Below are 26,205 nucleotides of genomic sequence, written 5' to 3'. Positions count from 1 at the left end.
CCGGGTGCCGCGCCGCCGGCCAGGTCTGCCACGCGGTCGACGCCGGTCCGGACACTCCGGCACGGCCCGCCCGAGTCGCGTTCATCTTCGGACCGGGCCGCCGCGGCGGGGGTCCCGCTCAGGTCCAGATGCGCCGGATCAGGCCGAGCCGGCGCAGCGTGAGGGCCGCGGCGAAGCCGTAGGCGAGGTGCGGTACCGCGTCGCTGAGCCAGTCGGCACCGCTCCAACTGCGCGGGTCGCTCACCCGCAACGCGGCCAGCCCGGCGTCCGTTGCGAGCATCGTCCCGGCGCCGAGCAGCCCGGCGGCGACCGGCAGCGGCACCCGCCGGGGCCCGACCAGCAGCGTGAGCACGACCGGCACGCTCACCCCGACGCCGTAGCCGAGCAGCGCCCCGAGGGCCGAGCGGCGGTTCGCCGCCCGGTCCTCGGGGCCGAGCCGTAGGTGCAACACTCCCGTGATCTTCCGTACGCTCTCCTCCGGCGCACTGCTCGACGGACGGCCGCGGACGGCCATGTCGAGGTATGTGGCCACGTTGAGCGTCTCCGTGCCGACCGCCCCGGCGATGAGCGCGTCGCACAGGTCGTGCCCGTACGACCGGTCGGCGTGCCCGGCGCGCGACCGGGCCCCGCCGAGCCGGGTCGCCGGCTTGGGCCGCCAGCTCATCGGCGCTCGCCCCGGCCGCGTTCGCCCTTCGGGCCCAGGCCGCGTTCGCCGCGTACCACGCCGGTCTGCCCCCGGTCCTCCTGGAGCAGGCGGTTGGCCGCCTCGTTGGCCTCGGCGTCGGCGGCGCGCCCCGAGTTCTCGATGTTCTTGCGTAGCCGCGCGCGATCGGTGTCGTACGGGCGGCTGCCCGGCCTTGGACGTGGCATCTCGGCCTCCCAGCGTGGTCCGTGCACGTACCCGCCGACTACCCGCCCCGGGTCAGGCCATGCCCTCGGGGAGTCCGTGCACCATCGCCAGCGGGCAGCGGGCGTGGTGCAGCAGGGCCTGGCTCACCGAACCGAGCAGGAGTCCCGTGACGCTGCCCCGGCCCACCGCGCCGACCACCACCAGCGCGGCCTCGCCGGACCTGTCGACGAGCGTCGGTGCCGGCCGGCCCCGGACCGCCTCGTGGCGCACCACCAGGTCCGGGTACCGGTCGGCCAGCCCGGCGGTCGCCTCGGCGACCAGCCGCTCCTCGTCGCCGCGCAGCGCGCGCGGGTCGTACACCAACGGTTGCAGGTCGCCCGGCCCGACCGACTCCGGGTGGGTGTACGCGTGCACGGTCACCAGCTCCGTGCCGCGCAACGACGCCTCCTGGGCGGCGAAGTCGACCGCCAGCTCGGAGACCGGTGAGCTGTCGACCCCCACCACCACCGGACCGGGCCGCTCCTCGCCGCGCGCCACCAGCACCGGACAGTCGGCCTTCGCCGTCACCTGGATCGCCACCGACTCGACCAGCAGGCTGGTGAACCGGCCGAGCCCGCCGTCGCCGAGCACGATCATGGTGGCGCGGGTGGACTCGCGCAGCAGCACGGCGGCGGCCTCGCCGTCGAGCACCTCGCCGCCGACCGGCAGCCCCGGCGCGGCCTCGCGCGCGACCGCCACCGCCTCGTCCAGCATCCGCTCGGCCTGGGGCCGCAGCCCCTCGTCGGGCCGGCCCCCCTCCGGCCGCCCGGCGGCGACCCCGAGCACCTTCCAGATGAAGGCGTGCACGAGCCGCAGCGGGCGCCGGCGCAGGGCGGCCTCGGCGGCGCCGAGCCGTACCGCCCGCAGCCCGGCCGGCGAGCCGTCCACCCCGACGACCACGGGCGCGTCGGTGAGGGTGCTCATCCCGCCACTATGCCCAGCGCCGCGCCCCGCGCGGGCCGATACCGCCGAGCCGGTACCACGGCCGGCCGCCGGTGCGCACGTCCTTTGGCGTCAGCCCGGGTGGGGGCAGGTAGCCGTGCCCCGTCAGTACCCGAGCGCGCTCGGGGCGTTCTGCGCCGCGTCGACGGGGATGTTGGCGCCACTGACCGCGCGGGCGCGCGCGGAGAGGAGGAACGCCACGACGGCCGCGACGTCGTCGGGGTCGACGAGTTCACCGGTCGGAAACTCGGCCAGGAAGCGCTGGTACTCGTCGGGGCGCTCCGCGCGGAACCGATCCCACCCGCCGCCGGGGATGAGCAGCGAGCCCGGCGAGACGGCGTTGACCCGGATCCGGCGCGGGCCGAGTTCCCGGGCCAGCGAAGCGCTCATGTGGATCATCGCGGCCTTCGCGGCGGCGTACTGGGCGCTGGGCGCCGGCTTCCAGCCGGAGATCGACGAGATCAGTACGGCGGAGCCGCCGCCCGCCAGGTGGGGTGCGGCCGCCCGGACGGCCGTCGCCGCGTGCACCACGTTCACGTCGAAGACCGCCGCCCAGTCCTGCGGGGTGGAGGCGTCCAGCAGCCCGCCCCGCCCGCCGCCCGCGTTGACCACCAGCCCGTGCAGCCCACCCAGCGTCTCGGCGGAGCGCTCGACGAAGGCGGTGAGCCGGTCGTGGTCGGTGACGTCGACGGCCTCGGCGTGCACCGGTACGCCGTACTCGTCGCGCAGCCGCCGCGCCGCCTCGTGCAGCGGTTCGGCGCCGCGGGCGCAGATGGCGAGGGCGCAGTTCTCCGCGGCGAGCCGCCGTGCGACGTACCAGCCGAGTCCTCGGCTGGCGCCGGTGATGACGACGGCGCGTCCGTCCAGTCCCAGATCCATTCCGGGATGGTACGGCCGGGGGCCCCGGCCGGCTCCGTGGCGGACATGATGAAATGAAGATCTCTTCAATTGGTCGATTGGTGAAGGCGGGGAGCCCCGGTGCCCGTACCCCTGTACCAGCGCAAGGCCGAGTTCTTCCGTACCCTCGGGCATCCGGTCCGGATCCGGGTGCTGGAACTGCTCGGCGACGGACCGATGGCGGTACGCGATCTGCTCGCCGACGTGGAGATCGAGGCGTCCAGCCTCTCCCAGCAGCTGTCGGTGCTGCGTCGGGCCGGGATCGTGACCTCCCGGCGGGAGGGCTCGGCCGTCGTCTACGCCCTGGCCGGGCCGGACGTGGCCGACCTGATGCGGGCCGCGCGCCGGTTCCTGACCGAGATGCTCGTCGGCCAGGCCGAACTGCTCGACGAGCTGCGTGACGACGCCGTGGACGGCGCGCCCGAGCCGGGCGAGTCGCGTGACGCCGCCGTCGAGGGCGCGTCCGAGCCGGGCGACGGCGCCGACGCTGCGGCCGTGGCCCGCCGGTGAGGGTCGCCGCGGTGCCGCGTGCCTGCCTGGCCCGGATCACCGGGGTGCTGCCGACCCGGGCGGACCTCGCGGCGATGCGCCGGCAACCCGGCCGGGACCTCGTCGCCGGGCTCACCGTGGCGGTGGTGGCCCTTCCGCTGGCCCTGGGCTTCGGTGTCGCGTCCGGACTGGGCGCCGCCGCCGGACTCGCGACCGCGATCGTCGCCGGCGCCCTGGCCGCGTTCTTCGGCGGGTCGAACCTGCAGGTGTCGGGCCCGACCGGGGCGATGACGGTGGTCCTGGTACCGATCGTGGCGCGGTACGGTCCCGGCGGCGTGCTGACCGTCGGCCTGCTGGCCGGGGTAGTCCTGGTCGCGTTGGCGTTCGCCCGGGCCGGCCGGTACGTGCGTTACGTGCCGGTCCCGGTGGTCGAGGGCTTCACCGTGGGCATCGCCGCCGTCATCTTCCTGCAGCAGGTACCGGCCGCGCTCGGCGTGCCCACCCCACCGGGCGAGAAGGTGGTGGTCGTGGCCGGCCGGGCGCTGGCCGACTTCGCCGGACAGCCGCGCTGGCCCGCGCTGGGCCTGGCGGTCGCGGTCGCCGGGGTGCTGCTGGCCGGCGCGCGGTGGCGCCCCACCGTGCCGTTCTCGCTGGTCGCGGTCGGCCTGGCCGCGCTGGCGGCCCGGGTGCTGCCGCTCGACGTCGCCACCGTCGGCGAGCTGCCGACCACGCTGCCGGCGCCCAGCCTGGCCTTCCTCGACCCCGGTGCGGTACCGACCCTGCTCACGTCCGCGCTGGCCGTGGCCGCGCTCGCGGCGCTGGAGAGCCTGCTGTCGGCGACGGTGGCCGACGGAATGACCGTCAACCAGCGCCACGACCCGGACCGGGAACTCTTCGGCCAGGGGGTGGCGAACCTGGTCACCCCGCTCTTCGGGGGCGTGCCGGCGACCGCGGCGATCGCCCGTACCGCCGTCAACGTGCGCTCCGGCGCCCGTTCGCGGCTCGCGGCCCTGACCCACGCGGCGGCGCTGGCGGTGATCATGCTGGTCGCCTCCCCGGTGGTGGCGTACGTCCCCCTGGCCGCGCTGGCCGGGGTCCTGCTGGCCACCGCGGTCCGCATGGTCGAGGTGGGCTCCCTGGCGGCGCTGGCCCGCTCGACCCGCTCCGACGCGCTCGTCATGACGCTCACCGCCCTGGCCACCCTCGCGTTCGACCTCGTGGTCGCCGTCGGGATCGGGCTGGTGCTGGCCGGCGCGCTGGCGATCAGGAGGATCGCGTCCGTGACCCGGCTCGAGGAGGTACCGCTCGACGTCGGCGACCACCGGGCCGAGGAGGCGGCCCTGCTCCGCGAGCACATCGTGGCGTACCGCGTCGACGGGCCGCTCTTCTTCGCGGCGGCGCACCGATTCCTGCTGGAACTGGCCGACGTGGCCGACGTGCGGGTGGTCATCCTGCGCATGTCGCGGGTCTCCACCGTCGACGGTACGGGCGCGACGGTGCTGCGGGACGCGGTCGAACGGCTCGAACACCGGGGGATGCTCGTGCTGCTCTCCGGCGTGCCACGAGGGCTGGAACGGACCCTCGACGCGATCGGGCTGCTGGGGCGGCTGCGTACCGCCGGCCGGCTCTTCCCGGACACGCCGGAGGCGATCGAGGCGGCGCGGGCCCACCTGGACCGCACCGGGGCGCTGGTCGGCCCGGCGACGGCGGCCGGTCGGCCCTGGTGAGCCCGGCCGCTGGCGGGGCCGGGGGCGGCGCCCGGCGGGGGAGCGGTCGCGCCCGTGCCGGCGCGGCAGGCATCATCGCCGGCCGCGCGGGTAACGCCTCTCGACCGGCCTGGCCCGCGCCGACGGTCCGGGTGACCGCGGCGCCGCGACGGAGGTGCAGCCAATGAAGTACGACGAGTTCGTGGCGCGGGTGCGCGAGCGCGGCGAGTACGGGGACCGGCAGGAGGCGGAGCGGGTGACGCGGCTGGTGCTCGGGGTGCTCGCGCAGCGGCTCAACTTCGACGAGGCCGAGGACCTGGCGGCGCAGCTGCCGCTGCCGGCCGGTGCGTGGCTGACCGAGCAGGCGGGTCCGGCGGTGCCCTTCGGCGTACAGGAGTTCCTGGCCCGGATCGCCACGGGCACGGGCGCCACCGAGCAGACCGCCCAGTGGGACGCGAGCGCGGTGCTCTCCACGGTCGCCGAGGCGGTCACCGGCGGCGAGCTCAACGACGTGCTCAGCCAGCTGCCCTCCGGGTACGCGGTGCTCTTCGGCCGGGCCAGCATGAGCGGCTGACGGGGGTACCGCGTCCCGGCCCGAGCCACCCGAACCAGCTAGTGTCCTAGGATGCTGTACGGGCTGTGCGGAGGCTCACCCGTACCTGGGCCACCACGACCTCGACACCGGCCGCGCCACGTCCTTTGAGATCTCCTCGCGCCGGATATAGTGGCTCCGCAATACAGCAGCCCCGGGCGTGTTGGAGCGCCGAGCGCCGGGGGCCGCATCGATGAGCCGGCGTCGCCGGGGGACCAGTGCGGTCCTCGGCCACCGGCCGGAGCGCGCCTCGGTTTCCGGACCGCCCGCTGCCGCGCGGCGGGGTACCGGACCGTGCCGCGGAGGGAGGTTCGGTGTCGCGTCGGCCGGCGCGGGAAGCAGCTGCCCAGCCCTCCGATGGCACCGTCGACCGGTCCGCGGAACCGGGCCACCGGGTCCTCACCATCCCGAACCTGATCAGCTTCGCCCGCCTGCTGGGCGTACCGCTCTTCCTCTACCTGCTGCTCGGTCCGCGCGCGGACGTCGCCGCGGTGATCGTGCTGGCCGTCGGCGGCACCAGCGACTGGGTGGACGGGTACGTCGCCCGCCGGCTGCGGCAGGTGAGCCGCCTCGGGGAGCTGCTCGACCCGCTCGCCGACCGGCTCTACATCCTGGCCACGCTGGTCGCGCTCACCATCCGCGAGGTCGTGCCGTGGCAGTTCACGGTGGCGCTGCTCGCCCGCGAGCTGCTGCTCGGGCTGCGGCTGCTGGTGCTGCGCGGGTACGGCTACGGCCCGCCGCCGGTGCACTACCTGGGCAAGACGGCCACCTTCATCCTGCTCGCCGCCTTCCCGACGCTGCTGCTGGCGGCCGCGGTGCCGGGGGCCAGCGCGGTGGCCGGGGCGATCGGCTGGAGCCTGGCCTGGTGGGGGTTGGTGCTCTACTGGGCGGCCGGGGTGCTCTACCTGGTCGAGGCCGCCCACCTGATCCGTCTCGCCCGGGCGGCCCGGACGGGTGCGCCGTGACCGCTCCCCGCTCGCCCGGGGCGCCGGCGCGCGACCGCACGTTCGCCCCCGACTTCCTCACCGAGCTGTTCCGCAATCCGCTCGACCCGGGCTACGCGGATGCCGCCGCCCGGCGGCGCAGCGGGGCCGCGGTGACCGGTTGGCGCCGCGACGCGCTGCGGACGGTGACCGTGGTCACCCTGCTCGCGCTCGGGTTCCTGCTGGCGATCGCGTACCGGCAGACGATGGAGGACGAGCCGAACCGCGCCCAGGCACGCGCCGGCCTGGTGGCGCAGATCAAGCAGCGGGAGGCGGAGACCGACCAGCTGACGCACCAGGCCGACCGGTTGCGGGCTGAGGTGGCCAAGCAGCGCGACGCGGCGCTGACCGGCAGCGACGCCGCGCGGCTGCGGGATCTGGAGGCCGCCACGGGTCTCGGCCGGGTCCGCGGCGACGGGGTGGTGGTGCGGGTGGCCGACGCGCCGGCCAAGGCGGACGCGGTGACCGGGGCCCGCAGCGGCGACAACCTCGGGCGGGTGCTCGACAGCGACCTGCAGAACATCGCCAACGCGCTCTGGAGCAGCGGCGCCGAGGCGATCTCGATCAACGGTCAGCGGCTCACCGCGACCTCGACGATCCGGGCGGCCGGCGAGGCGATCCTGGTGGACTTCCGGCCGGTCACGGGCCCGTACGAGGTTTCCGCGATCGGTCCCGGCGGGATGGAGAAGGCGTTCCGGGCCAGCGCGGCGGCCCGCCTGCTGACGAGCGTGGCGTCCGAGCACGGCATGTCCTTCGGGGTACGCGGCGTCGACGACCTGACCCTGCCGGCCGCGGCCGCGCCCCAGTTGAACTACGCGAAGCCCGTGCCCCAGCCGAGCGGCTCGCCGTCGGGCGCGGGGCGGTCCAGCAGCCCGCAGCCGTCCGGTGCGGGCCGACAATCCTCCGGAGGCGGCCGATGATCCCTGTGCTCGCGTTGATCGTAGGTGTGGGGCTCGGCGTGTGGCTCGATCCGACGGTGCCGCCCGCGCTGCTGCCGTACCTGCCGATCGCCGTGGTGGCGGCGTTGGACGCGGTGTTCGGTGGGGTACGCGCGAAGCTGGACGGCATCTTCGACGACAAGCAGTTCGTGGTGTCCTTCATCTCCAACGTGCTGGTGGCGGGCATCATCGTCTATCTCGGGGACCAGCTCGGGGTCGGCGGGCAGTTGTCCACCGGCGTCGTGGTCGTCCTCGGTGTTCGTATCTTCGGCAACGTGGCGGCCATCCGCCGGCACCTCTTCCGGGCGTAGGTTCGAGGCGATGACTGACGAACGCAGGGATTCCGAGACGGGCTGGCCGGGCGACGACGAGCCGACGCGGCCCCTGGGACGGCCGTCTGCGGCGACTCCGTCGGCCGGTGCGGCCACGCCGTCGGCGCAGGCTTCCGGTCCGGCGGTGCCGCCCGATCCGCGGCCGGACGCGCCGCCGGCGGACGGGGTCGGCCCGGCGGTGGTCGAGCCCGGTGCGCTGGGCGGGGCCGTGGCGGAGCCGCCGGCCAGCGCCGCCGCGGCCGACAGCGCGGACGAGAGCACCGAGCTGCTGGACTGGAGCGATCCGACCGAGCGTACGGATCTCGGCGAGGACGAGGAGCCGCAGGAGCGCCCGTCGGCGGGTGCCGGCGGGGACGGCGCGGCCGGCGCGGCGGCGGCCGGGGGTACCGGGCGTCCGGACGCGGCGGCGGGTGACGACGCCGGTGACGGCGCGGCGGGGGCGGAGTCCGGCCGGGCCGAGTCGGCGGCGGAGGAGAGTGTCTGGGTGCGGCTGGGGCTGACCCGGCCGCGGTTGACCGGTGCCGGCGGGATGATCGGTGTGCTGCTCGCCCTGCTGGGCTTCACGCTGGTGGTGCAGCTCAAGACCAGTTCGGCGGATCCCACGCTGGCGGCGACGCGGCAGGACGACCTGGTGCGGATCCTGTCGGACCTGGAGTCGCAGGAGTCCCGGCTGCGGCAGGAGATCGGTGGGCTGGAGGACAGCCAGCGGCAGCTGACCTCGGGTGCCGAGGGTCGGCAGGCGGCGCTGGACGAGGCGACCCGGCGGGCGGACGAGCTGGGCATCCTGGCCGGTACGCTGCCGGCCCGTGGTCCGGGTCTGACGATCCAGTTCTCGGCGGCGGCCAGCCCGATCCGGGCCTCGACGTTGCTGGACGCGGTGCAGGAGCTGCGCGGCGCGGGGGCCGAGGCGATGCAGATCAGTGACCGGGGCGGGGCGACGGTACGGGTGATCGCCTCCACCTACTTCCTGGACGCGGAGAACGGCATCACGGTCAGCGGGCGGCGGTTGATCGGACCGTACACGATCACGGTGATCGGTGATCCGACCACGATGCGTACGGCGTTGAACATTCCCGGTGGGGTGGTCGCGTCGGTCAACGGGGACGGCGGTAACGTGATCGTCCAGGAGCGTGAGGTGGTCGACGTGGTCGCCGTCAACGCGCCGACGAACTTGAAACACGCGCGCCCGGTTTCTTGACCGGGCGCGGGCCGGGCCGGTCCGCCGGTTCGGCACCCGGTGAAGTGCGACGATGAAGGACGCGTGTCTGGTGATTCCTGAGGACCTGCGGTACACCGCCGAGCATGAGTGGGTGGCCGGCGACGGCAGCGGACCGGTGCGGGTGGGCATCACCCATTTCGCGCAGGACGCGCTCGGCGACATCGTCTACGTCCAGTTGCCCGAGGAGGGCGCGGTGGTCTCCGCGGGCGAGTCGTTCGGCGAGGTCGAGTCGACCAAAAGCGTCTCGGAGATCTACGCGCCGGTCTCGGGCACGGTGGTGGCCCGCAACGCCGAACTCGGGGACACCCCGGAGATCATCAACACCGACCCGTACGGGTCGGGTTGGCTCGTGGAGATCGCTCCGGCCGACCCGGACTCGGTGGCCGGGCTCCTCACCGCCGACGCCTACCGCGAGCTGACCCAGAGCTGAGCGCGGTCGGGCCCGAACCGGTTGTGTCCGCGCGTCCGGTTGCCCTGTTTTTCGGCGCTGGCTAGGCTCGCCCAGTCGACCGAGAATCCGATAGTCACGCGTTGCGGAAATGCCTACCCAGGCACGGGGAGCCAGCCGCCGGGAGTTCGATGCCCGGCGGCCAGACCCGCCATTACCCGACGCCGACCGAACAGATCCGTGAGGTGGTCCCATGACGCGCCCAGACGACGAGTTCCCCCCGCTCGACGTCACATCGACGCTGAATCTCGGTTCGCTTGACGAAGTGCTGGAGGGGCCGGACGCCGATGTGGTGCCGAGCCGGATGTCCGGCTCGTTGCCGCCCGGTATGGCGTTGCTCGTCGTCCGGCGTGGTCCGAACGCCGGCGCCCGGTTCCTGCTGGACCACGATGTCACCACCAGTGGGCGTCACCCCGACAGTGACATCTTCCTCGACGACGTGACGGTGTCACGCCGGCACGCCGAATTCCACCGCGACGGCGGTACTTTCACGGTCCGGGACGTGGGCAGCCTCAACGGCACGTACGTCAACCGGGAGCGGGTGGAGGCCGCGACGTTGAGCAACGGCGACGAGGTGCAGATCGGTAAGTTCCGGCTGGTGTTCATCGCCGGGCCGCGACCCGAGGAGGAGGCCGGCCGGGGGTGAACAAGCGCGCGGCGGCGGCGGCCTCTGCGGCCGCCGGGGTCCAGCCGTTGATGAGTATCGGCGAGGTGCTCGCGCATCTGCGGGTGGAGTTCCCCGACACGACCATTTCCAAGCTGCGGTTCCTGGAGGCCGAGGGGCTGGTGGAGCCGCAGCGCACACCGGCCGGCTACCGGAAGTACAGCTGGGACGACGTGGCGCGGTTGCGGTTCGTGCTGACCGCCCAGCGGGATCAGTACCTGCCGCTGCGGGTGATCCGTGACCAGCTGGCCCGGCTCGACCGGGAGGACGATCCGGTGGCCCGGCAGCGGCCCGCCCTGGTCGCGGTCGGGCCGGAGGGGGAGCTGCCGGGGCGGGACGCCGACCGGGAGGACGACGCCGCGCCGGACGCCCTGTTGAGCCGGACCGAGCTGGTCGAGCGTACCGGTCTGGCGGAGGGCACGCTGGGCGAGCTGGAGCGGCTGGGGATGATCGTGTCCAGCCCGCCGGGCTGGTACGACGGCGAGGCGCTGATCATCGCGCAGGCGGTGGCGGGGCTGGCCGCGTACGGGTTGGAGCCGCGGCACCTGCGTGGTTTCCGTACCGCGGCGGATCGTGAGGTGGGTCTCTTCGCGCAGCTGATCGCGCCGTTGGCCCGGCAGAACGATCCGGCGGCGCGGGCCCGGGCGGCGGAGACCGCGCGGGAGCTGGTCGGGCTCTCGCAGCAGTTGCACGCGGCGCTGATGCGGGTGGGGTTGCGGTCGACGCTGGGCCGTTGAGTCGACGGTGGGGCCGCTGAGCGGCCCCGCGGGGCTCCGCCGGAAAGATCTGCGGGTGCGGGAGTGCCGTAGGCTTCGCGGGGTAAACCCATCCCGTGCCCGCGGGATGTGAGCAACGCGCGTGGGACGACTGTCTCGCGGCCCGTGTACCGTGCAGGGAAGGGGTGCGGTACGGGGCATGAAGACAACGACACGGAGGCGGCGGTGCGCGAGCTGAGCGTGGTCGGGGTTCGGGTGGAGCTACCCAGTAACCAGCCGATCGTCCTGCTCAGGGAAGTTGAGGGTGATCGCTACCTGCCGATCTGGATCGGTGCGGTGGAGGCCACCGCGATCGCCTACGAACAGCAGGGCGTCAAGCCCGCCCGGCCACTGACCCACGATCTGTTGCGGGACATCCTGGCGGCGCTTGAGGCGCCGCTGCGGGCGGTGGAGATCACGGAGTTGAAGGAGAACGTCTTCTACGCGGACCTGTTGATCGGTGACGGGTTGCGGATTTCGGCCCGGCCGAGCGATTCGATCGCGTTGGCGTTGCGGGTCGGTGCGCCGATCCGTTGTGCGGAGCAGGTGCTCAGCGAGGCGGGCATCGTGATTCCGGACGAGCAGGAGGACGAGGTCGAGAAGTTCCGGGAGTTCCTGGAGCAGGTTCGGCCGGAGGACTTCGCGGGCTGACGGTTCGCGGTAGCTCGCCGGCGTGGTCGTGGTGGCCCACCGGCGGGCTTTTCTCGTCGGTGGTGCCGTGCCCGTACGGGCCGTTGCGGCGTGTCCCGCGGTTCGCCTGGCGGCGTGTCGCGGCAAATCCTGCCGGGTAAGCCCTCTCCGGAGCTATAGGGTTGCCTTGTCGAGGGGTGCCGGTCGGTAGAAACGACGTGGCACCGCACTGGCGGGGAGGTTGTCGGATGCACGAGCGGCAGGACCCTGAGCCGGGTCCGTCAGATGACCGTCGAGCCGCAACGGCGGAACCGGGCGACGGGTTCCTGGACGACGCCGACACGGTGGGATACCGCGGGGTGACGGCCTGTCACGCGGTGGGGATCAGCTACCGGCAGTTGGACTACTGGGCGCGTACCGCGCTGGTGGTGCCGAGCATCCGGGACGCGTCGGGTTCCGGCACCCAGCGGCTCTACTCGTTTCGCGACCTGGTCGTGTTGAAGGTGGTCAAGCGGCTGTTGGACGCCGGGGTCTCGCTGCAGAACATCCGCAAGGCGATCGAGACGCTGCGGGTGCGCGGGGTCGGTGACCTGGCCGGCATCACGCTGATCTCGGACGGCACCACGGTGTACGAGTGCCGTTCGCCGGAGGAGGTCGTGGACCTGCTCCAGGGCGGTCAGGGCGTGTTCGGCATCGCCATCGCCGGGGCGTTCAAGGAGATCCAGGGTTCGTTGTCGCATCTGCCGGCCGAGCCGGCCGGTGCGCCGCCGGCCGAGCTGCCTGTGGCGGCGCCGGAGGCGGTCGGCGACGAGTTGGCGGCCCGCCGGGCCCGGCGGCGCGCCGGCTGATCCCGCGCGCCGGGCTCCGGTCGCGGGCCGCATCACCCGGCGCACCAATCATCGCGGAACGCCTGCCCGGCGCGCTGGCGCGCGGATCCACGCGCCGGCGGGTGCGACGTCGGTTGGGCCGTTACCGCAGAATTGCGGCATGTCCCTCGCATCGTCGCCCGAACCGGAGAAGCCGTCACCCGCCGCGTCCGGCGGTGTCGGACGTCGCCGCCGGTGGCTGCGCCGGCTGTTCCGGGTCGGTCTGGCCGGCGTACTGGTCTGCGGGTTGCTGGTCGCCGGCAGCCTGCTGTGGATCCGCCGGGAGGCGCGCGACCACGTGTACAGCGTGGCCGGGGTGCCCGCCGCCCCGGTCGTGCTGGTGCTGGGTGCGCAGGTGTATCCGGACGGCACACCGTCGCCGTTCCTGGCGGCCCGGCTGGATCTGGCGAAGCGGTTGCTGGACCTCGGCAAGGCGCGGGCGGTGCTCGTCTCGGGCGACCACGGTCAGTGGCGGTACGACGAGCCGGGCGCGATGCGCCGGTACCTGGTCGCCCGAGGTGTGCCGGAGAAGCGGGTCGTCGAGGACCACGCGGGCTTCGACACGTACGACTCGTGTCAGCGGGCGCTGCGGGTCTTCGGGGTGCGGCGGCTCATCGTGGTGACGCAGAGCTTCCACGTCGACCGGGCGGTGGCGTTGTGCCGTGACGCGGGGCTCGACGCGGTGGGTGTCGGCGACGAGTCGGTGAGCCGGTACCGGTTTTCCTGGCTGCGGGCGAGCGTGCGGGAGAGGTTCGCCGCGGTGAAGGCCGCGTACGACGTGGTGACCGGTCGGGATCCGGTCTTCCTCGGTCCGCGGGAGCGGGGGGTCGACGACGCGTTGCGCGACGGATAGTGGACACTCGGTGGCGGAGCCGGCGGGATCGGCGGCGCGCTGAGCGACGGTTCGGGAACGCTTGGTGGTGGCGTGCGCCCCTGGTCACGGCGGGTGTCCGGGGGTTGGAGACCCCTGGGCTTATTTGGGGCGGGGCGGGCTGACATCATCGGGTTCGCACGCTATCGTCCGACACGCGGTTGCGTTGACTGTCGGATTGCGGACTGGCGACCTGCCGTCACCCCCCTCGCGCCTCATCTCGCGCGCCCCCGACGCCGGAAGGAAATACAGTGACCGAAACTGGTTCGAGTAGCGCCGAGTCGTCCGCCGTGGACGACGCCGCGAACAGCGGGCAGTCGCACTACCAGCGCATCGGTGGCTCGCCTGCGATCAAGCTCGCGGTGGACCAGTTCTACGAGCGGGTGTTGGCCGACCCGGACCTGACCGGGTACTTCGAGAAGGTCGACCTGGAGCAGCTGCGCCGGCACCAGGTGCTGATGCTCACCACCGTCCTGGGTGGACCGAACGGCTACACCGGTCGCCCGCTCGCCGAGGCGCACCAGCCGCTCAACATCCCGGTCGAGCACTACGCCAAGGTCGGCGGGCACCTGCACGCGACCCTGGCCGGGCTCGGGGTGCCGGCGGACATCCTCGCCGACGTCCAGACCGTCCTCGCCCAGGTCCAGGACCAGGTAGTGGCCAACCGGACCTGATCGTGGACACTGCCAGGCTCAAACAGAGTTGGGCCCTGGTCGCCGCGCACGGCGACCAGGTGCCGCTCTACTTCTACTCCACGCTGTTCCTCGTCAACCCCGAGGTACGGCAGATGTTTCCGACGAACATGGCCGGCCAGCGGGACCGGCTGGTGACCGCGCTGGGGCACATTGTCTCCAATGTGGACCAGGTGGATCAGCTGGTCGGCTTCCTGCAGCACCTCGGCGCCGACCACCGCAAGTTCGCGGTACGGGCGGAGCACTATCCGGCCGTCGGCGAGGCGCTGCTCGCCACCCTGCAGTACTTCCTCGGCGACCAGTGGACCGAGGAGCTGGCCCAGGACTGGACGGCGGCGTACGGGCTGGTCGCCCAGGTGATGACCGAGGCGGCCGCGGCGGCGGAGAACGTGGCGCCGCCGTGGTGGGTCGGTGAGGTCATCGGTCACGAGCGGCGCTCGTTCGACATCGCCGTGCTGACGCTGCGCCCGCAGTACCTGCTGCCGTTCACGCCCGGCCAGTCGATCGGCGTCTCCAATCCGGCCGCGCGGGCCTGGCGGTACTACTCGCCGGCGAACGCGCCCCGGATGGACGGCACGCTGGAGCTGCACGTACGGGCCGCGCCGGGTGGTGCGGTCAGCTCCCGGCTGGTGTACGGCACCAGCGTCGGCGACCAGCTGCACCTGGCCTCCCCGGTCGGTTCGCAGCTGTCGTTGCAGCACTCCGCGGGCGGCGACCTGCTGCTGCTCGCCCAGGGCACCGGTTGGGCACCGATCAAGTCGCTGGTGGAGCAGGTCGCGGCGGAGGGCGGCCGGCGCCGGGTCGACCTGTACGTGGGTGCCCGTTCCCGGCTGGAGTTCTACGACAGCGAGGCCATCGACAAGCTGGCCGCGTCCTGCCCGTGGCTGCGGGTGACGTACGTGGCCGGCAACGAGTCGCCGCGGCCGGGGGAGTCGGCCCAGGTGATCGACCGGGCGCTGGCCGACGGCGACTGGCGTTCGCGGCACGTGTACCTGTGCGGCTCCGACGAGATGGTGCACGGGGCGGTCAACACGCTGAGCCGTCTCGGCTACCACCCGGCGCAGCTGCACCACGAGATGTTCGGGCAGGAGTGGTACGGCCCGACCTGGCGGATCGCCGGCGGCGGGTTGGACCCGTCCACCCGTCCCGAGGCACAGGGAGGCGCGCAATGAGCGCAGGCCAGATCAGCAGGTACGACGCCAGCGCACCCGGCAGCGCGGTACAGATCCGGCTGACCGCCGACCGGGTGCGGCGCTGGGAGTTCGACAGCGCCTCGTTCGCCCGCCGGGGCTACGACCACCAGGACGTGGACCGGTTCCGGATGCAGGTCGCCGACGAGCTGGACCTGCTCGCCACGCAGATCGCCGACCTGCGGGCGGAGAACGCGCGGCTGCACGACCACGTCGAGCTGCACCGGCACGGCGTGCTGCCGAGCACGAATCCGCAGGCGAAGCTGCCCGCCGCGAAGGAGGTGAACCTCCTCTCGGCGGCGCAGCGGGAGGCCGAGCAGATCATCGCGCAGGCCCACGACTACGCCCGCCGGGTGGCCGAGTACGCGCGGGTGCAGTACGAGAGCTATATGCAGGCGGCGGTCGAGGAGGCGCGTCAGGAGGCCGAGCGGGCGGTGCAGAACTACCGCGCCTCCGCCGGTCCCACCTTCGACGACACCACCGCCACCCGGGAGGCGTTGCGGATCTTCGGCGAGATGATGATCTCGCACATGCAGGCGGCGGCCCGGCACCTGGACGACGGCAGCGAGCACCTGGCCCGCACCATGGACCGGATCGCCCGGGAGGCCACCCCGGCCGCGCTGGCCGGGGACCACGACGGGAACGGGTTGGCGGCGCTCTCCCGGCACGAGCAGCGGTAGCGGGTCCACGACCGAGCGGCGGGGCCGCGCCGGGCAACGGGTGCGGCGGCGGGTGGGGGCGAGCCCACCGCCCGCCGCCGCCGCACTGCCACTACTCGGTGGCGTACTTGTCGATCTCGGCCAGCTCGTCGTCGCCGAAGTCCAGGTTGTCGAGGGCGGCCACGTTCGCCTCCAGCTGGGCCACGCTGCTGGCCCCGATGATCAGGCTGGTCATCCGCGGGTCGCGCAGCGCCCAGGCCAGGGCGAGCTGGGCCAGCGACTGGCCGCGGCCGGCGGCGATCGCGCCGAGCGCCCGCACCTTCGCCATGGTCGTCTCGTTCAGTGCGTCCTCGTTGAGGAAGACGCTGGTGGCGATCCGCGAGTCGGCGGGGATGCCCTCGAGGTACCGGTCGGTCAGCAGGCCCTGCGCCAGCGGGCTGAACGCGATCGCCCCGGCGCCGACGCGCTCCAGCGTGTCGAGCAGGCCGTCGCGCTCCAGCCAGCGGTTCACCATCGAGTACGACGGCTGGTTGATCAGCAGGGGCGTGCCGAGCTCGGCCAGGATCGCGGCGGCCTGCGCGGTCTGCTCCGAGTTGTAGTTGGAGATGCCGACGTACTGGGCCTTGCCGGCGCGTACCACCGCGTCCAGGGCGCCCATCGTCTCCTCCAGCGGGGTGTCCGGGTCGAACCGGTGGCTGTAGAAGATGTCGACGTGCTCCAGTCCCAGCCGGCGCAGCGACTGGTCCAGCGAGGCGACCAGGTACTTGCGGGAGCCCCACTCGCCGTACGGGCCGGGCCACATGTTGTACCCGGCCTTCGTGGAGATCACCAGCTCGTCCCGGTACGGGGCGAAGTCGGTGGCGAGGATCCGTCCGAAGTTCTCCTCGGCGGAGCCGGGCGGCGGGCCGTAGTTGTTGGCCAGGTCGAAGTGGGTCACGCCGAGGTCGAAGGCGCGGCGGCAGATGTCGCGCTGCCGCTCCCACGGGCGGGCGTCACCGAAGTTGTGCCACAGGCCCAGCGAGATGGCCGGCAGGCGCAGGCCGCTGCGGCCGGCGCGCCGGTAGGTCATCGAGTCGTAGCGGTCGTCCGCGGCTTGGTAGGTCACGCCTTCACCCTATGATCTCCCCGTCACGGGCCCGACCTGGGTCCGCGGGCGGGGCGCCTGGCGAGCCCGTCCCAGCGCTCGCGGGGGTACCAGGGGCCACAGCGGCAACGGTGGCCACCGACGGCGGCGGGAGCCACTGGTAGCGTTGCCGGTGCCGGTACCACCCTCGTGGGAGAGACCGCCCCGTACCGACCGGGGTGGCGCCGAAGGGGCAAATCCTCCCCGGAACCTCTCAGGCAAAAGGACCGCGGGGGCAGGCGCTCTGGAGCACCGCGCGCGAGCGTGGCCGCGACAGAGGGGGAGGCCGACCTGTCGACCTCGCCCCGGAGGCGCCCCGATGACCGCACCCCCGCCCTTCTCCGACCGCCACATCGGCCCGGACGCCGACAGCGAGCGCCGGATGCTGGAGACCGTCGGCTACGCCTCGACCGACGAGCTGATGGACGCCGCGATCCCCGAGGTGATCCGCTGGCACGGCACGCTGGACCTGCCGGCCCCGGCGACCGAGGCGGAGGCGATCGCCGAGCTGCGCGCGCTGGCCGCCCGCAACACCGTCGCGGTGTCGATGATCGGGCTGGGCTATCACGGTACGCACACGCCGGCCGTGATCCGGCGCAACGTGCTGGAGAACCCGGCCTGGTACACCGCGTACACCCCGTACCAGCCGGAGATCAGCCAGGGCCGGCTGGAGGCCCTGCTGAACTTCCAGACGATGGTCACCGACCTCACCGGGCTGGCCACCGCGAACGCCTCCATGCTCGACGAGGCGACCGCCGCGGCCGAGGCGATGACCCTCGCCCGCCGCGCCGCCAAGAGCGCCAGCAACGTGTACGTCGTCGACGCCGACGCGCTGCCGCAGACCATCTCGGTCATCGCCACCCGGGCCGAGCCGCTCGGCATCGAGGTGCGGGTGGTGGACCTGGAGCGCGAGCCGCTGCCGGAGCAGCTGTTCGGGCTGCACCTGCAGTACCCGGGCGCCTCCGGGGCGGTACGCGACCACGCCGGCCTGGTGGCGGCCGCGCACGCCGCGGGTGCCCTGGTCACCGTCGCCGCCGACCTGCTGGCGCTGACCCTGCTGCGCCCGCCCGGGGAGATCGGCGCCGACATCGCCGCCGGCACCACCCAGCGCTTCGGCGTACCGATGGGCTTCGGCGGTCCGCACGCCGGCTACCTGGCGGTGCGCGGCGGCCTGGAGCGGATGCTGCCCGGCCGCCTGGTCGGCGTCTCCCGCGACGCGGCCGGCGACCCCGCCTACCGGCTGGCGTTGCAGACCCGCGAGCAGCACATCCGCCGGGAGAAGGCGACCAGCAACATCTGCACCGCCCAGGTCCTGCTCGCCGTGATGGCCAGCATGTACGCGGTCTACCACGGCCCGGACGGGCTGCGGGCCATCGCCGAGCGGACCCACCGGCGGGCCGCGACCCTCGCCGCCGGGCTGCGGACCGTCGACGGGGTCGAGGTGGTGCACGAGGCGTTCTTCGACACCGTGCTGGCCCGGATCCCGGGCCGGGCCGCCGAGGTGGTCGCCGCGGCCGCCGCCGCGGGGATCAACCTGCGGCTGGTCGACGCCGACCGGGTCGGGATCTCCTGCGACGAGACCACCACCGAGGCGCACCTGGCGGCGGTCTGGGACGCGTTCGGCACCGTCGCCGGGCACACCGCCCGGGTGGCGCCGCAGCGGGCGCCGTCCGCGCTGCCGGCCGGGCTGGCCCGGAGCAGCGACTTCCTCACCCACCCGGTCTTCCGTACCCATCACTCGGAGACCGCGATGCTGCGCTATTTGCGCCGGCTGGCGGACCTGGACTACGCCCTGGACCGGGGCATGATCCCGCTCGGGTCGTGCACCATGAAGCTCAACGCGACCACCGAGATGGAGGCGGTGAGCTGGCCGGAGTTCGCCGCGATCCACCCGTACGCGCCGGCCGGGCAGACCGCCGGTTACCGGGAGCTGATCGCCTCGCTGGAGGGGTGGCTGGCCCAGGTGACCGGCTACGACGCGGTCAGCGTGCAGCCCAACGCCGGCTCGCAGGGTGAGCTGGCCGGTCTGCTGGCGATCCGCGCCTACCACCGCGACCGGGGCGAGGCCCACCGGGACGTCTGCCTGATCCCGTCGTCGGCGCACGGCACCAACGCCGCCAGCGCCGTGATGGCCGGCATGCGGGTGGTCGTGGTGGCCTGCGACGACAACGGCGACGTGGACCTGGTCGACCTCGACCACAAGATCGAGGCGCACCGGGAGACGCTCGCCGCGATCATGGTCACCTACCCGTCCACCCACGGCGTGTACGAGACAGGGATCGCCTCGCTCTGCGCGAAGGTGCACGACGCGGGTGGGCAGGTCTACGTCGACGGCGCCAACCTCAACGCGCTGGTCGGCTTCGCCAAGCCGGGCCTGTTCGGCGCCGACGTGTCACACCTGAACCTGCACAAGACCTTCTGCATCCCGCACGGCGGGGGCGGTCCGGGGGTCGGCCCGGTGGCCGTCCGCGCCCACCTGGCGCCGTACCTGCCGGGCGATCCGCTCGGGGCCGGCGGCGGCCGGCCGGTGATCTCGGCGGCGGCGCACGGCTCGGCCGGCATCCTGCCGATTCCGTGGGCGTACCTGCGGATGATGGGCGCGGAGGGGCTGACCCGGGCCACCGGCGTGGCCGTGTTGGCGGCCAACTACGTCGCCACCCGGCTGCGGGCCCACTATCCGGTGCTCTACACCGGCAACAAGGGCCTGGTCGCGCACGAGTGCATCCTCGACCTGCGGCCGCTGACGAAGGCGACCGGGATCACCGTCGACGACGTGGCCAAGCGGCTGATCGACTACGGTTTCCACGCCCCGACGATGTCGTTCCCGGTGGCCGGCACGCTGATGGTGGAGCCCACCGAGAGTGAGGACCTGGCCGAGCTGGACCGCTTCTGCGACGCCATGATCGCGATCCGGGAGGAGATCGACCGGGTCGCCTCGGGCGAGTGGCCGGCCGCGGACAACCCGCTGCGCAACGCGCCGCACACGGCCGTGATGGTCAGCGGGGACGAGTGGCCGCACCCGTACCCGCGCTCGGTGGGCGCGTACCCGGGTGGGGTCGACCGGATGGCGAAGTACTGGCCGCCGGTGCGGCGCATCGACGGCGCGTACGGCGACCGGAACCTGGTCTGCTCCTGTCCGCCGCCGGCGGCGTTCGCCTAGAGCGCGACGGATGCCCGGGCCGCGGCCGGCGGGCGGCGACGTTGCCGCCCGGGCGGACCCGAGGCGTGGCTCCCGGCGGCGGTTCCGCGCTCCGCCGGGGCGGGGTCGGGGCCGGCGCTACGGCGGGTCAGCGGGGGTTCTGCTGGCCCGCCGGCTCGGCACCCGGGTCGTTACCGAGGGTGTCGACGTCAGGCGACGAGGGCGTGTCGGGCGGGGCCGCGGTGCGGCGCGATCGTCCGGCCGTCCGGCAGCAGCTCGCCGGTGTCCTCGAAAACGATCACCCCATTGCAGAGCAGGCTCCATCCCTGCTCACGGAAGCAGGCGATGACGCGGGCAGCCTCCCGGTCGGTCGCTTCTGCGGAGGGACAGGTCGGTTGATGCTGACACATCGTGGGTCTCCGGACTGTGGGGGCGCTGTGGCATGGTTCACATGACCAATCACGCACAGTACCAAGGGAAAACAAACTTCAACGAACGGGTCCGGGTGGAAATACGCAAGAATCGGCTCTTCGGATGAGGGAGGTCGGTACTTCCGTCGTGGAAGCGCTCCCAGATCAGCGCCCGCCGATGCCCGCCGCGCCGACCCGCTGCGCCGGGCGGCTGCGCGAGCGGGACCGGCTGCGGTGGCGGGTCGGCGACCCGGGCGACCCGGCCGCGCTGCTGGCGGAGCTGCTCGCCGCGCACGGGCTGCCGGTCGGAGAGCTGACCCGGCTCGGCGCCCGTCCGGCCCGCCACGATCCCGGTACGGTCTGCGGCGCGGCCGTCTTCGTCTCGGCCGCGGCCGGCGCCCGGCTGGTCGGCGCGCCGACCGGGGCGGCCAGCCCGGCGCCCGCCGTACCGGACCTGGTTGCGGTCGTCTACGAGCACGCCCGCGACGGCTCCGGGCCGCCGCCACCGCCCGCGCCGTTCTCCGGCGGTCCCCGCGACGCCGCCGTGGGGGAGGGTGACGCGCCGGGGACGGGCGCCGCCGCGGCCGGCTGGCGGCTCGGCGACTGGGTGGAGAGCTGGAGCCCGGCCGCCCACGCCGCCGCCGTCGAACGCGCCCGCGCCGCGATCGGCCGGGGCGACGTCTACCAGGTCAACGTGGTCGGTCACGCCTCGGCCCGGTACGCCGGTGACCCGCTGCCGGCCCTGGCCCGGCTCGCCGCGCTGCCCGGCGCCCGGTACGGCGGCGTGCTGTCCGGCCCCGGCTGGGCGGTCGGCTGCGCCTCCCCGGAGACCCTCGTCGAGGTCTCGGCCGGGCGGGTCCGCACCCGCCCGATCAAGGGCACCCGGCCCGCCACCGCCGCCGGCCGGCGCGAGCTGCTCGCCTCCCCGAAGGAGCGCGCCGAACACGTCATGATCGTCGACCTGGCCCGCAACGACCTGGCCCGGCTGGCCCGCACCGGCTCGGTCCGGGTCGACGAGCTGTACGGCATCCGCCGCTGGTGCGACCTGTGGCAGGCCGAGTCCACCGTCTCGGCCGTGCTCGACGACGGGATGGGCCTGCCGGAGCTGCTGCGGGCGGTCTGCCCGGGCGGCTCGGTCACGGGCGCGCCGAAGCTCGCCGCGCTGGAGCAGATCGCCGCCCTCGAACCGGTCGGCCGGGGCGCGAGCATGGGCGCGCTCGGCTGGATCGGGCCCGATCACCTCGACCTGGGCCTGACGATCCGTACCGCGGCGGCCGACGCCGAGCGGCTGCACCTCTGGGCCGGCGGCGGCATCACCTGGGGCAGCGACCCGCACGCCGAGGTCGCCGAGGCGGCCGCGAAGGCCGCGCCGCTGCGGGCGAGGCTGGCGGGGAACGCGGTCACGCCGCCCGGGTAGGTCCCGGCCCCCGTCGCCGCGCGCCCGTCCCCGGCTCGTCTCCGGCAGCGCCCGCGGATGGTTCGTGCCGAGAACCGTCCGCCACGTACGCTGGCGGCATGGGGAAGGCCACCGACGGCGAGATGGGTGTCGTCGCGGCGCTCGTACGCTCCGCGTTCCTGGTCAACGCCGTCTACGCGCAGGCCAGCCGGGAGTACGGCCTCACGGTGCAGCAGGGGCAGCTGCTCTGCGTGCTGATGTCCCAGCCGTACGGCATGACGGAGCTGGGCGCGGTGCTGGGGCTGGAGAAGTCCAGCCTCACCGGCCTGGTGGACCGGGCGGTGCGGCGCGGACTGGTCCGCCGCGAGCCGGACCCCCGGGACGGCCGCGCGGTCCGGGTCGTGCTCACCGAGCAGGGGAGCGCGGTCGTGGCGAGGTTCTACGACGAGACCTGCCGGCGGGTCGACGCGCTGACCGCGGGGCTCGGCGACGCCGACCGCGACACGCTCGCCGCGCTGCTCGGTGAGGTGGTGCTGGCCAACCGGGCACCGACGGTCTTCCTGGACCTCGGCGACGCCGCCCCCGCCGGCCAGCCCGCCTGACGCGCCGCCCCGCCGACTCGCCGCGGCGATGCCGCTGCGGCCCGTCGTGGCGACGGCGGGCCGGCTACAGGGGTGAGGAGGCCGGGTCCCGGGGCCGCCCCCACTGGCGGAACCCGTCGTAGACGGCCAGCGCCGTCAGCACCCCCGCGGCGACACCCCCCACGGCCAGCGCCGGCAGCAGCAGCATCGCCGGGGAGACCAGCAGCAGGAACCCCACGCCGACCGGCCGGGACCAGGTGATCCGGCCGAAGACCTCGTACTCGAAGCGCACCCGGGAGAGCACGAACAGCGCGGGACCGCCGACGATGACGGCGACCCAACCCGGTGTCGGGTCGGCGCCCGGGTCGGCGATGACCAGTTCGAACCCGACGGCGCTGGCCAGGATCGCGGCGACCATCAGCAGGTGGGTGTAGGTGGCCGAGCGGATGAACCGGCCCGGGTCGCGGGCCCCGGTGATCGCCTCGGCGAGCAGGAACCCGGCCTGGTGGAAGTAGATCCGCCAGAGCATCACCGTGGTGAGGAAGGAGAGCACGAACGCGACGGTGGTGGCGACGACGAACCGGCCGCCGCTGAAGCGCAGGCCGGTGACCAGGATCGACTCGCCGAGCACGATCAGGACGAACTGCTGGTACCGCTCGGCGAGGTGTTCGCCGGCGAACCCCCACTCGGAGCCGCGTACCCGCCCGACCCTGGGGGTCGGCCAGCGCAGGGCGTGACCGCCGTAGTCCACCACCACCGCCGTCAGCCAGAACCGCCACCGGTACTGGTCGGGCACCAGCGCCCCGGCGATCCAGAACAGCCCGCTCAGGGAGAACCAGAAGACCAGCCGCCAGGAGATGTTCTGCCGGGAGTCGCCGCGCAGGGTCAGCCCCAGGCAGAGCGGCCGGCCGACCTGCAGCACCACGTACGCGCCGGCGAAGAGCAGGGCCTGACCCCCGTACGCCTGCGGCAGGGTCACCGCCATCACCATGCTGCCGAACATGGTGAGCACCACGATCACCTGCACCCTCGACCGTTCCGGGTCGAAGCGGCTGGTCATCCAGGCGGTCATGGTCCAGAGCATCCAGAGCGCGAGCAGCAGCAGCAGGGTCCGGCCGGCCTCGGAGAAGCGGATCGCGTTGTCGCTCTGGAAGTCGTTGATGAGCCGCTGGGAGACCCGGGTGAGGGCGAAGACGTAGACCAGGTCGAGGAAGAGCTCCAGGAACGTCGCGCGCTGCGAGCCGCCGGGGCGGCGCAGCAGCGTCTCGCTCTCGCCGGCTGCCATCGTCCGCCCGTTCCGCTGTGCCCGGTACGTCTTCTCCGGCAGTCATACCACGCGCCGTGATCGCGCCGGCGGCGAACGACTAGCCTTCCGGCCATGACCATGCGGCCCATCCGGATCATCGGCGAGTCGGTGCTGCGCACCCCCTGCGCGCCGGTCACCAGCTTCGACACCGAACTGCGCGACCTGGTCGCCGACCTGATGGACACCCTGCTCGGGGCGCCGGGCCGGGCCGGCGTGGCCGCCCCGCAGATCGGCGTGAGCGCCCGGGTGTTCGTCTACGACGCGGGCGGGTCGCGGGGGCACCTGGTCAATCCCACGCTGGAGCTGTCGGCGGAGACCGAGTCCGACGACGAGGGCTGCCTGTCGATCCCCGGGTTCTTCTTCCCGACCCCGCGCGCCCTGCGCGCCACCGCCCACGGCTTCGACCAGTACGGCGAGCCGGTCACCGTCAGCGGTACCGGTTTCCTGGCCCGCGCCCTGCAGCACGAGACCGACCACCTGGACGGGCGCCTCTACGTCGACACGCTGCGCGGTGAGGCGCGCCGCCGGGCGCTGCGGGAGATCCGCTCGGGCCGGTTCGCGGCCCCGGACGCGCCCCGGTAGGCGCCTGCCCCGGGGGCGGCTTCCCGACGCCCGCCGTCGGGCGGACCACGATTGGACTGATCGTCCAGTCTGGGATTACAGTCCAGACGTGGAGACGGTGGGAGACGAGTCCGACCCGCGGGTACGCGGCTGGGCGCCGGTCTGCCGCGCGGTGGCGCTGCTGCTCGGCCCGTACGCCGAGGTGGTGCTGCACGACGCGGCGGCCGACCGGGTGCTGGCGATCTGGAATCCGCTGACCCGGCGCACGGCGGGGGACCCGTCCCTGCTGGGCGAGCTGGACCAGCTCGAACCCGCCGCCCGCGACGTCTTCGGCCCGTACGAGAAACTGCTCGCCGACGGGCGGCGGCTGACCTCGGTCAGCGCGGTGCTGCGCGACCCGGACGGCCAACCCTCGGCGGTGCTCTGCGTCAACCTCGACCGCACACCGCTGGACCAGGCCGTCGCGGTGCTGGCCGGCTTCGCCGCACCCTCGACCCCGCGGCCGGCGGCCCTGTTCGAACAGGACTGGACCGAGCGCGTGCAGCGGATCGTCGGCTCGTTCGTGCGTACCCGGGGCCGCCCCGTCGAACGCCTCGGCCGCGCGGACCGGCTCGCCGTCCTCGCCGAACTGGACCAGGCCGGGATCTTCACCGTGCGCCGCGCGGCCCCGGTCGTGGCCCAGGCGCTGCAGGTGTCCCGGTCCACCGTCTACGCCCTGCTCGCCGAGACCAGGGCCGAAGGAGTCCCCGCGTGAGCCAACTGCCCGACTTCCGGCTGGAGACCTACTTCTCCCGGTGGGAGTTCACCGCCCGGCACCACCTGACCGCCTCGGACGCCCAGACCATGACGGTGGCCGACCTGCTGGCGCTCGCCGACGACGAGGACCGGCGGGCCTGGGAGACGCTCTCGCTGGGCTACACGGAGACCTTCGGCGACCCGGGCCTGCGGCGGGCGATCGCCTCGACGTACCGCCACGTCGACGCCGAGGACGTGATCTGCTTCGCCGGCGCCGAGGAGGGGCTCTACCTGGCCATGCGGGTGCTGCTCGGGCCGGACGACCACGCGGTGGTGCTGACCCCGAACTACCAGGCCGCCGAGACGGTGCCGCTGTCGCTCTGCGCGGTCACCGGGGTGGCCCTGGACCCGGCCCGGGACTGGGCGCTGGACCTGGACCGGCTGGTCGACGCGATCCGCCCCAACACCCGAGTGGTCTCGGTCAACTTCCCCAACAACCCGACCGGGAAGCTGCTCGACCCGGCCGAGTTCGCCCGGCTCGTCGCGCTCTGCGACGAACGCGGGATCCACCTGTTCAGCGACGAGGTGTACCGCGGCCTCGAGCGCGACCCGGCGCGTACGCTGCCACAGGCCGCGGACCTGTCCGAGCGGGCCCTGTCCCTGAACGTCACGTCGAAGTCGCTGGGGCTGCCGGGGCTGCGCGTCGGCTGGATCGCCTGCCGGGACCGGGCGCTGCGCTCCCGGCTGGAGCGCGCGAAGCACTACACCACCATCTGCAACTCCGCGCCGAGCGAGATCCTGGCCCGCATCGCGATCAAGGCGCGGGAGCGGATCCTGGCGCGCAACCGGGGCATCGTCGCCGCCAACCTGCCGGTCTTCGCGGCGTTCTTCGCCGAGTTCCCGGAGCTGTTCGAGTGGCGGGCGCCCGATGGCGGCTGCGTGGCCTTCCCGCGCTACCTGGGCCGCGACGGGGTGGAGGAGTTCTGCACCCGGCTGGTCGAGGAGGCCGGCGTGCTGCTGCTGCCGGCGAGCATCTACCGCTCCGAACTGACCGAGACCCCCACCGACCGCTTCCGGGTCGGCGTAGGGCGGCGGGACCCGCAGCCGGCGCTGGAGACCTTCGCGGACTGGCTGCGCGCCCGCCCCTGACCCGGCGATCCGAGCGGGCCGTCGACCCTCGCGACGGCTGCCC

At 73.8% G+C, this 26,205-nt stretch carries 29 protein-coding genes and 1 riboswitch; of the genes, 22 read left to right on the top strand and 7 right to left on the bottom strand.

Annotated elements, in window-relative coordinates:
• Positions 1-118: 118 nt before the first annotated feature.
• The 4 genes from AB0J86_RS08790 to AB0J86_RS08775 all read right to left on the bottom strand — a co-directional run bounded on the left by AB0J86_RS08790 (position 119) and on the right by AB0J86_RS08775 (position 2,710).
• Complete coding sequence (locus AB0J86_RS08790; RefSeq protein WP_363854694.1) at positions 119-664, bottom strand: hypothetical protein; 546 nt, start codon at positions 662-664, stop codon at positions 119-121.
• Positions 661-870: a phosphatidylethanolamine-binding protein gene (locus AB0J86_RS08785; protein ID WP_363854691.1), complete on the bottom strand. Its 210-nt coding sequence runs from the start codon at positions 868-870 to the stop codon at positions 661-663. Before AB0J86_RS08785 ends, AB0J86_RS08790 begins: the two co-directional genes overlap by 4 nt.
• A gap of 52 nt (positions 871-922) precedes the next feature.
• Positions 923-1,813 carry a universal stress protein gene (locus tag AB0J86_RS08780; RefSeq protein ID WP_363854688.1) on the bottom strand — a complete coding sequence of 297 codons (891 nt, stop codon included), beginning with the start codon at positions 1,811-1,813 and terminating at the stop codon, positions 923-925.
• Between the two features lie 123 nt (positions 1,814-1,936).
• Positions 1,937-2,710, bottom strand: coding sequence for an SDR family oxidoreductase (locus AB0J86_RS08775; RefSeq protein WP_363854685.1), 774 nt, complete (start codon positions 2,708-2,710; stop codon positions 1,937-1,939).
• Between the two features lie 99 nt (positions 2,711-2,809).
• Here AB0J86_RS08775 and AB0J86_RS08770 point away from each other — a divergent pair, with 99 nt between their 5' ends.
• The 16 genes from AB0J86_RS08770 to AB0J86_RS08695 all read left to right on the top strand — a co-directional run bounded on the left by AB0J86_RS08770 (position 2,810) and on the right by AB0J86_RS08695 (position 15,783).
• Positions 2,810-3,238 (top strand): metalloregulator ArsR/SmtB family transcription factor, encoded by a 429-nt coding sequence (locus AB0J86_RS08770; RefSeq protein ID WP_363854682.1) that lies wholly within the window; start codon positions 2,810-2,812, stop codon positions 3,236-3,238.
• Between the two features lie 74 nt (positions 3,239-3,312).
• Positions 3,313-4,944, top strand: a complete 1,632-nt coding sequence (locus AB0J86_RS08765) for a SulP family inorganic anion transporter (RefSeq protein ID WP_363854790.1) — start codon at positions 3,313-3,315, stop codon at positions 4,942-4,944.
• A 163-nt stretch (positions 4,945-5,107) separates the two neighbouring features.
• The gene (locus AB0J86_RS08760; protein WP_363854679.1) at positions 5,108-5,497 is read left to right on the top strand and encodes a DUF2267 domain-containing protein; all 390 of its coding nucleotides are present in this window, start codon (positions 5,108-5,110) and stop codon (positions 5,495-5,497) included.
• Positions 5,498-5,919: 422 nt separating this feature from the next.
• Complete coding sequence (locus AB0J86_RS08755; protein WP_363854787.1) at positions 5,920-6,480, top strand: CDP-alcohol phosphatidyltransferase family protein; 561 nt, start codon at positions 5,920-5,922, stop codon at positions 6,478-6,480.
• Complete coding sequence (locus AB0J86_RS08750) at positions 6,477-7,418, top strand: DUF881 domain-containing protein (protein ID WP_363854676.1); 942 nt, start codon at positions 6,477-6,479, stop codon at positions 7,416-7,418. The genes AB0J86_RS08755 and AB0J86_RS08750 overlap by 4 nt, the downstream gene beginning before the upstream one ends.
• Positions 7,415-7,747 (top strand): small basic family protein, encoded by a 333-nt coding sequence (locus AB0J86_RS08745; protein ID WP_363854673.1) that lies wholly within the window; start codon positions 7,415-7,417, stop codon positions 7,745-7,747. Before AB0J86_RS08750 ends, AB0J86_RS08745 begins: the two co-directional genes overlap by 4 nt.
• A gap of 145 nt (positions 7,748-7,892) precedes the next feature.
• Positions 7,893-8,966 (top strand): DUF881 domain-containing protein, encoded by a 1,074-nt coding sequence (locus AB0J86_RS08740; RefSeq protein ID WP_363854670.1) that lies wholly within the window; start codon positions 7,893-7,895, stop codon positions 8,964-8,966.
• A 70-nt stretch (positions 8,967-9,036) separates the two neighbouring features.
• The gene (gcvH, locus tag AB0J86_RS08735) at positions 9,037-9,417 is read left to right on the top strand and encodes a glycine cleavage system protein GcvH (RefSeq protein WP_363854667.1); all 381 of its coding nucleotides are present in this window, start codon (positions 9,037-9,039) and stop codon (positions 9,415-9,417) included.
• 211 nt (positions 9,418-9,628) lie between these two features.
• Complete coding sequence (locus AB0J86_RS08730; RefSeq protein WP_363854664.1) at positions 9,629-10,081, top strand: FHA domain-containing protein; 453 nt, start codon at positions 9,629-9,631, stop codon at positions 10,079-10,081.
• Positions 10,082-10,131: 50 nt separating this feature from the next.
• Positions 10,132-10,836 (top strand): MerR family transcriptional regulator, encoded by a 705-nt coding sequence (locus AB0J86_RS08725; protein ID WP_363854784.1) that lies wholly within the window; start codon positions 10,132-10,134, stop codon positions 10,834-10,836.
• A gap of 204 nt (positions 10,837-11,040) precedes the next feature.
• Complete coding sequence (locus AB0J86_RS08720; RefSeq protein ID WP_363854661.1) at positions 11,041-11,505, top strand: bifunctional nuclease family protein; 465 nt, start codon at positions 11,041-11,043, stop codon at positions 11,503-11,505.
• A 227-nt stretch (positions 11,506-11,732) separates the two neighbouring features.
• Positions 11,733-12,332, top strand: coding sequence for a MerR family transcriptional regulator (locus tag AB0J86_RS08715; RefSeq protein ID WP_363854657.1), 600 nt, complete (start codon positions 11,733-11,735; stop codon positions 12,330-12,332).
• A 139-nt stretch (positions 12,333-12,471) separates the two neighbouring features.
• Positions 12,472-13,203 (top strand): ElyC/SanA/YdcF family protein, encoded by a 732-nt coding sequence (locus tag AB0J86_RS08710; RefSeq protein WP_363854654.1) that lies wholly within the window; start codon positions 12,472-12,474, stop codon positions 13,201-13,203.
• Between the two features lie 269 nt (positions 13,204-13,472).
• Complete coding sequence (locus AB0J86_RS08705; RefSeq protein WP_363854651.1) at positions 13,473-13,895, top strand: group 1 truncated hemoglobin; 423 nt, start codon at positions 13,473-13,475, stop codon at positions 13,893-13,895.
• Between the two features lie 2 nt (positions 13,896-13,897).
• Positions 13,898-15,085 carry a globin domain-containing protein gene (locus AB0J86_RS08700; protein WP_363854649.1) on the top strand — a complete coding sequence of 396 codons (1,188 nt, stop codon included), beginning with the start codon at positions 13,898-13,900 and terminating at the stop codon, positions 15,083-15,085.
• Complete coding sequence (locus AB0J86_RS08695; protein ID WP_363854646.1) at positions 15,082-15,783, top strand: cell division protein DivIVA; 702 nt, start codon at positions 15,082-15,084, stop codon at positions 15,781-15,783. Before AB0J86_RS08700 ends, AB0J86_RS08695 begins: the two co-directional genes overlap by 4 nt.
• 91 nt (positions 15,784-15,874) lie before the next feature.
• Here the strand turns inward: AB0J86_RS08695 and mgrA are convergent, their stop codons facing one another.
• Positions 15,875-16,867 (bottom strand): L-glyceraldehyde 3-phosphate reductase, encoded by a 993-nt coding sequence (mgrA, locus tag AB0J86_RS08690; protein ID WP_363854643.1) that lies wholly within the window; start codon positions 16,865-16,867, stop codon positions 15,875-15,877.
• A 159-nt stretch (positions 16,868-17,026) separates the two neighbouring features.
• Positions 17,027-17,125, top strand: a riboswitch (glycine riboswitch).
• Between the two features lie 79 nt (positions 17,126-17,204).
• On the opposite strand from mgrA, the gene gcvP reads away from it, so the two are divergent.
• Positions 17,205-20,045: an aminomethyl-transferring glycine dehydrogenase gene (gene gcvP, locus AB0J86_RS08685; protein ID WP_363854640.1), complete on the top strand. Its 2,841-nt coding sequence runs from the start codon at positions 17,205-17,207 to the stop codon at positions 20,043-20,045.
• 188 nt (positions 20,046-20,233) lie between these two features.
• Here gcvP and AB0J86_RS08680 read toward each other — a convergent pair whose 3' ends face one another.
• Positions 20,234-20,434, bottom strand: a complete 201-nt coding sequence (locus AB0J86_RS08680) for a DUF5999 family protein (RefSeq protein ID WP_167189506.1) — start codon at positions 20,432-20,434, stop codon at positions 20,234-20,236.
• Between the two features lie 178 nt (positions 20,435-20,612).
• Between AB0J86_RS08680 and AB0J86_RS08675 the strand changes: the two genes are divergently transcribed.
• Both AB0J86_RS08675 and AB0J86_RS08670 read left to right on the top strand, forming a co-directional pair.
• Entirely contained in the window at positions 20,613-21,851 is a 1,239-nt protein-coding gene (locus tag AB0J86_RS08675) for a chorismate-binding protein (RefSeq protein ID WP_363854637.1), read from the top strand.
• Positions 21,852-21,949: 98 nt separating this feature from the next.
• Positions 21,950-22,432 carry a MarR family transcriptional regulator gene (locus AB0J86_RS08670; protein ID WP_363854634.1) on the top strand — a complete coding sequence of 161 codons (483 nt, stop codon included), beginning with the start codon at positions 21,950-21,952 and terminating at the stop codon, positions 22,430-22,432.
• Positions 22,433-22,496: 64 nt separating this feature from the next.
• On the opposite strand, the gene AB0J86_RS08665 is transcribed toward AB0J86_RS08670, so the two are convergent.
• Complete coding sequence (locus AB0J86_RS08665) at positions 22,497-23,696, bottom strand: low temperature requirement protein A (protein WP_363854632.1); 1,200 nt, start codon at positions 23,694-23,696, stop codon at positions 22,497-22,499.
• 93 nt (positions 23,697-23,789) lie between these two features.
• Between AB0J86_RS08665 and AB0J86_RS08660 the strand changes: the two genes are divergently transcribed.
• From AB0J86_RS08660 to AB0J86_RS08650, 3 genes are all read left to right on the top strand, one after another.
• Positions 23,790-24,299: a peptide deformylase gene (locus tag AB0J86_RS08660; protein WP_363854629.1), complete on the top strand. Its 510-nt coding sequence runs from the start codon at positions 23,790-23,792 to the stop codon at positions 24,297-24,299.
• Between the two features lie 88 nt (positions 24,300-24,387).
• Entirely contained in the window at positions 24,388-25,032 is a 645-nt protein-coding gene (locus AB0J86_RS08655) for a PAS domain-containing protein (RefSeq protein WP_363854626.1), read from the top strand.
• Complete coding sequence (locus AB0J86_RS08650) at positions 25,029-26,162, top strand: aminotransferase class I/II-fold pyridoxal phosphate-dependent enzyme (protein WP_363854623.1); 1,134 nt, start codon at positions 25,029-25,031, stop codon at positions 26,160-26,162. The genes AB0J86_RS08655 and AB0J86_RS08650 overlap by 4 nt, the downstream gene beginning before the upstream one ends.
• The last annotated feature ends 43 nt before the right edge of the window (positions 26,163-26,205 follow it).

The sequence above is a fragment of the Micromonospora sp. NPDC049559 genome (genome assembly GCF_040676675.1).
Taxonomy (GTDB): domain Bacteria; phylum Actinomycetota; class Actinomycetes; order Mycobacteriales; family Micromonosporaceae; genus JBFAPK01.
Note: the sequence above shows the minus strand (reverse complement) of the source record. Positions and strands in the feature narration are given on the sequence as shown.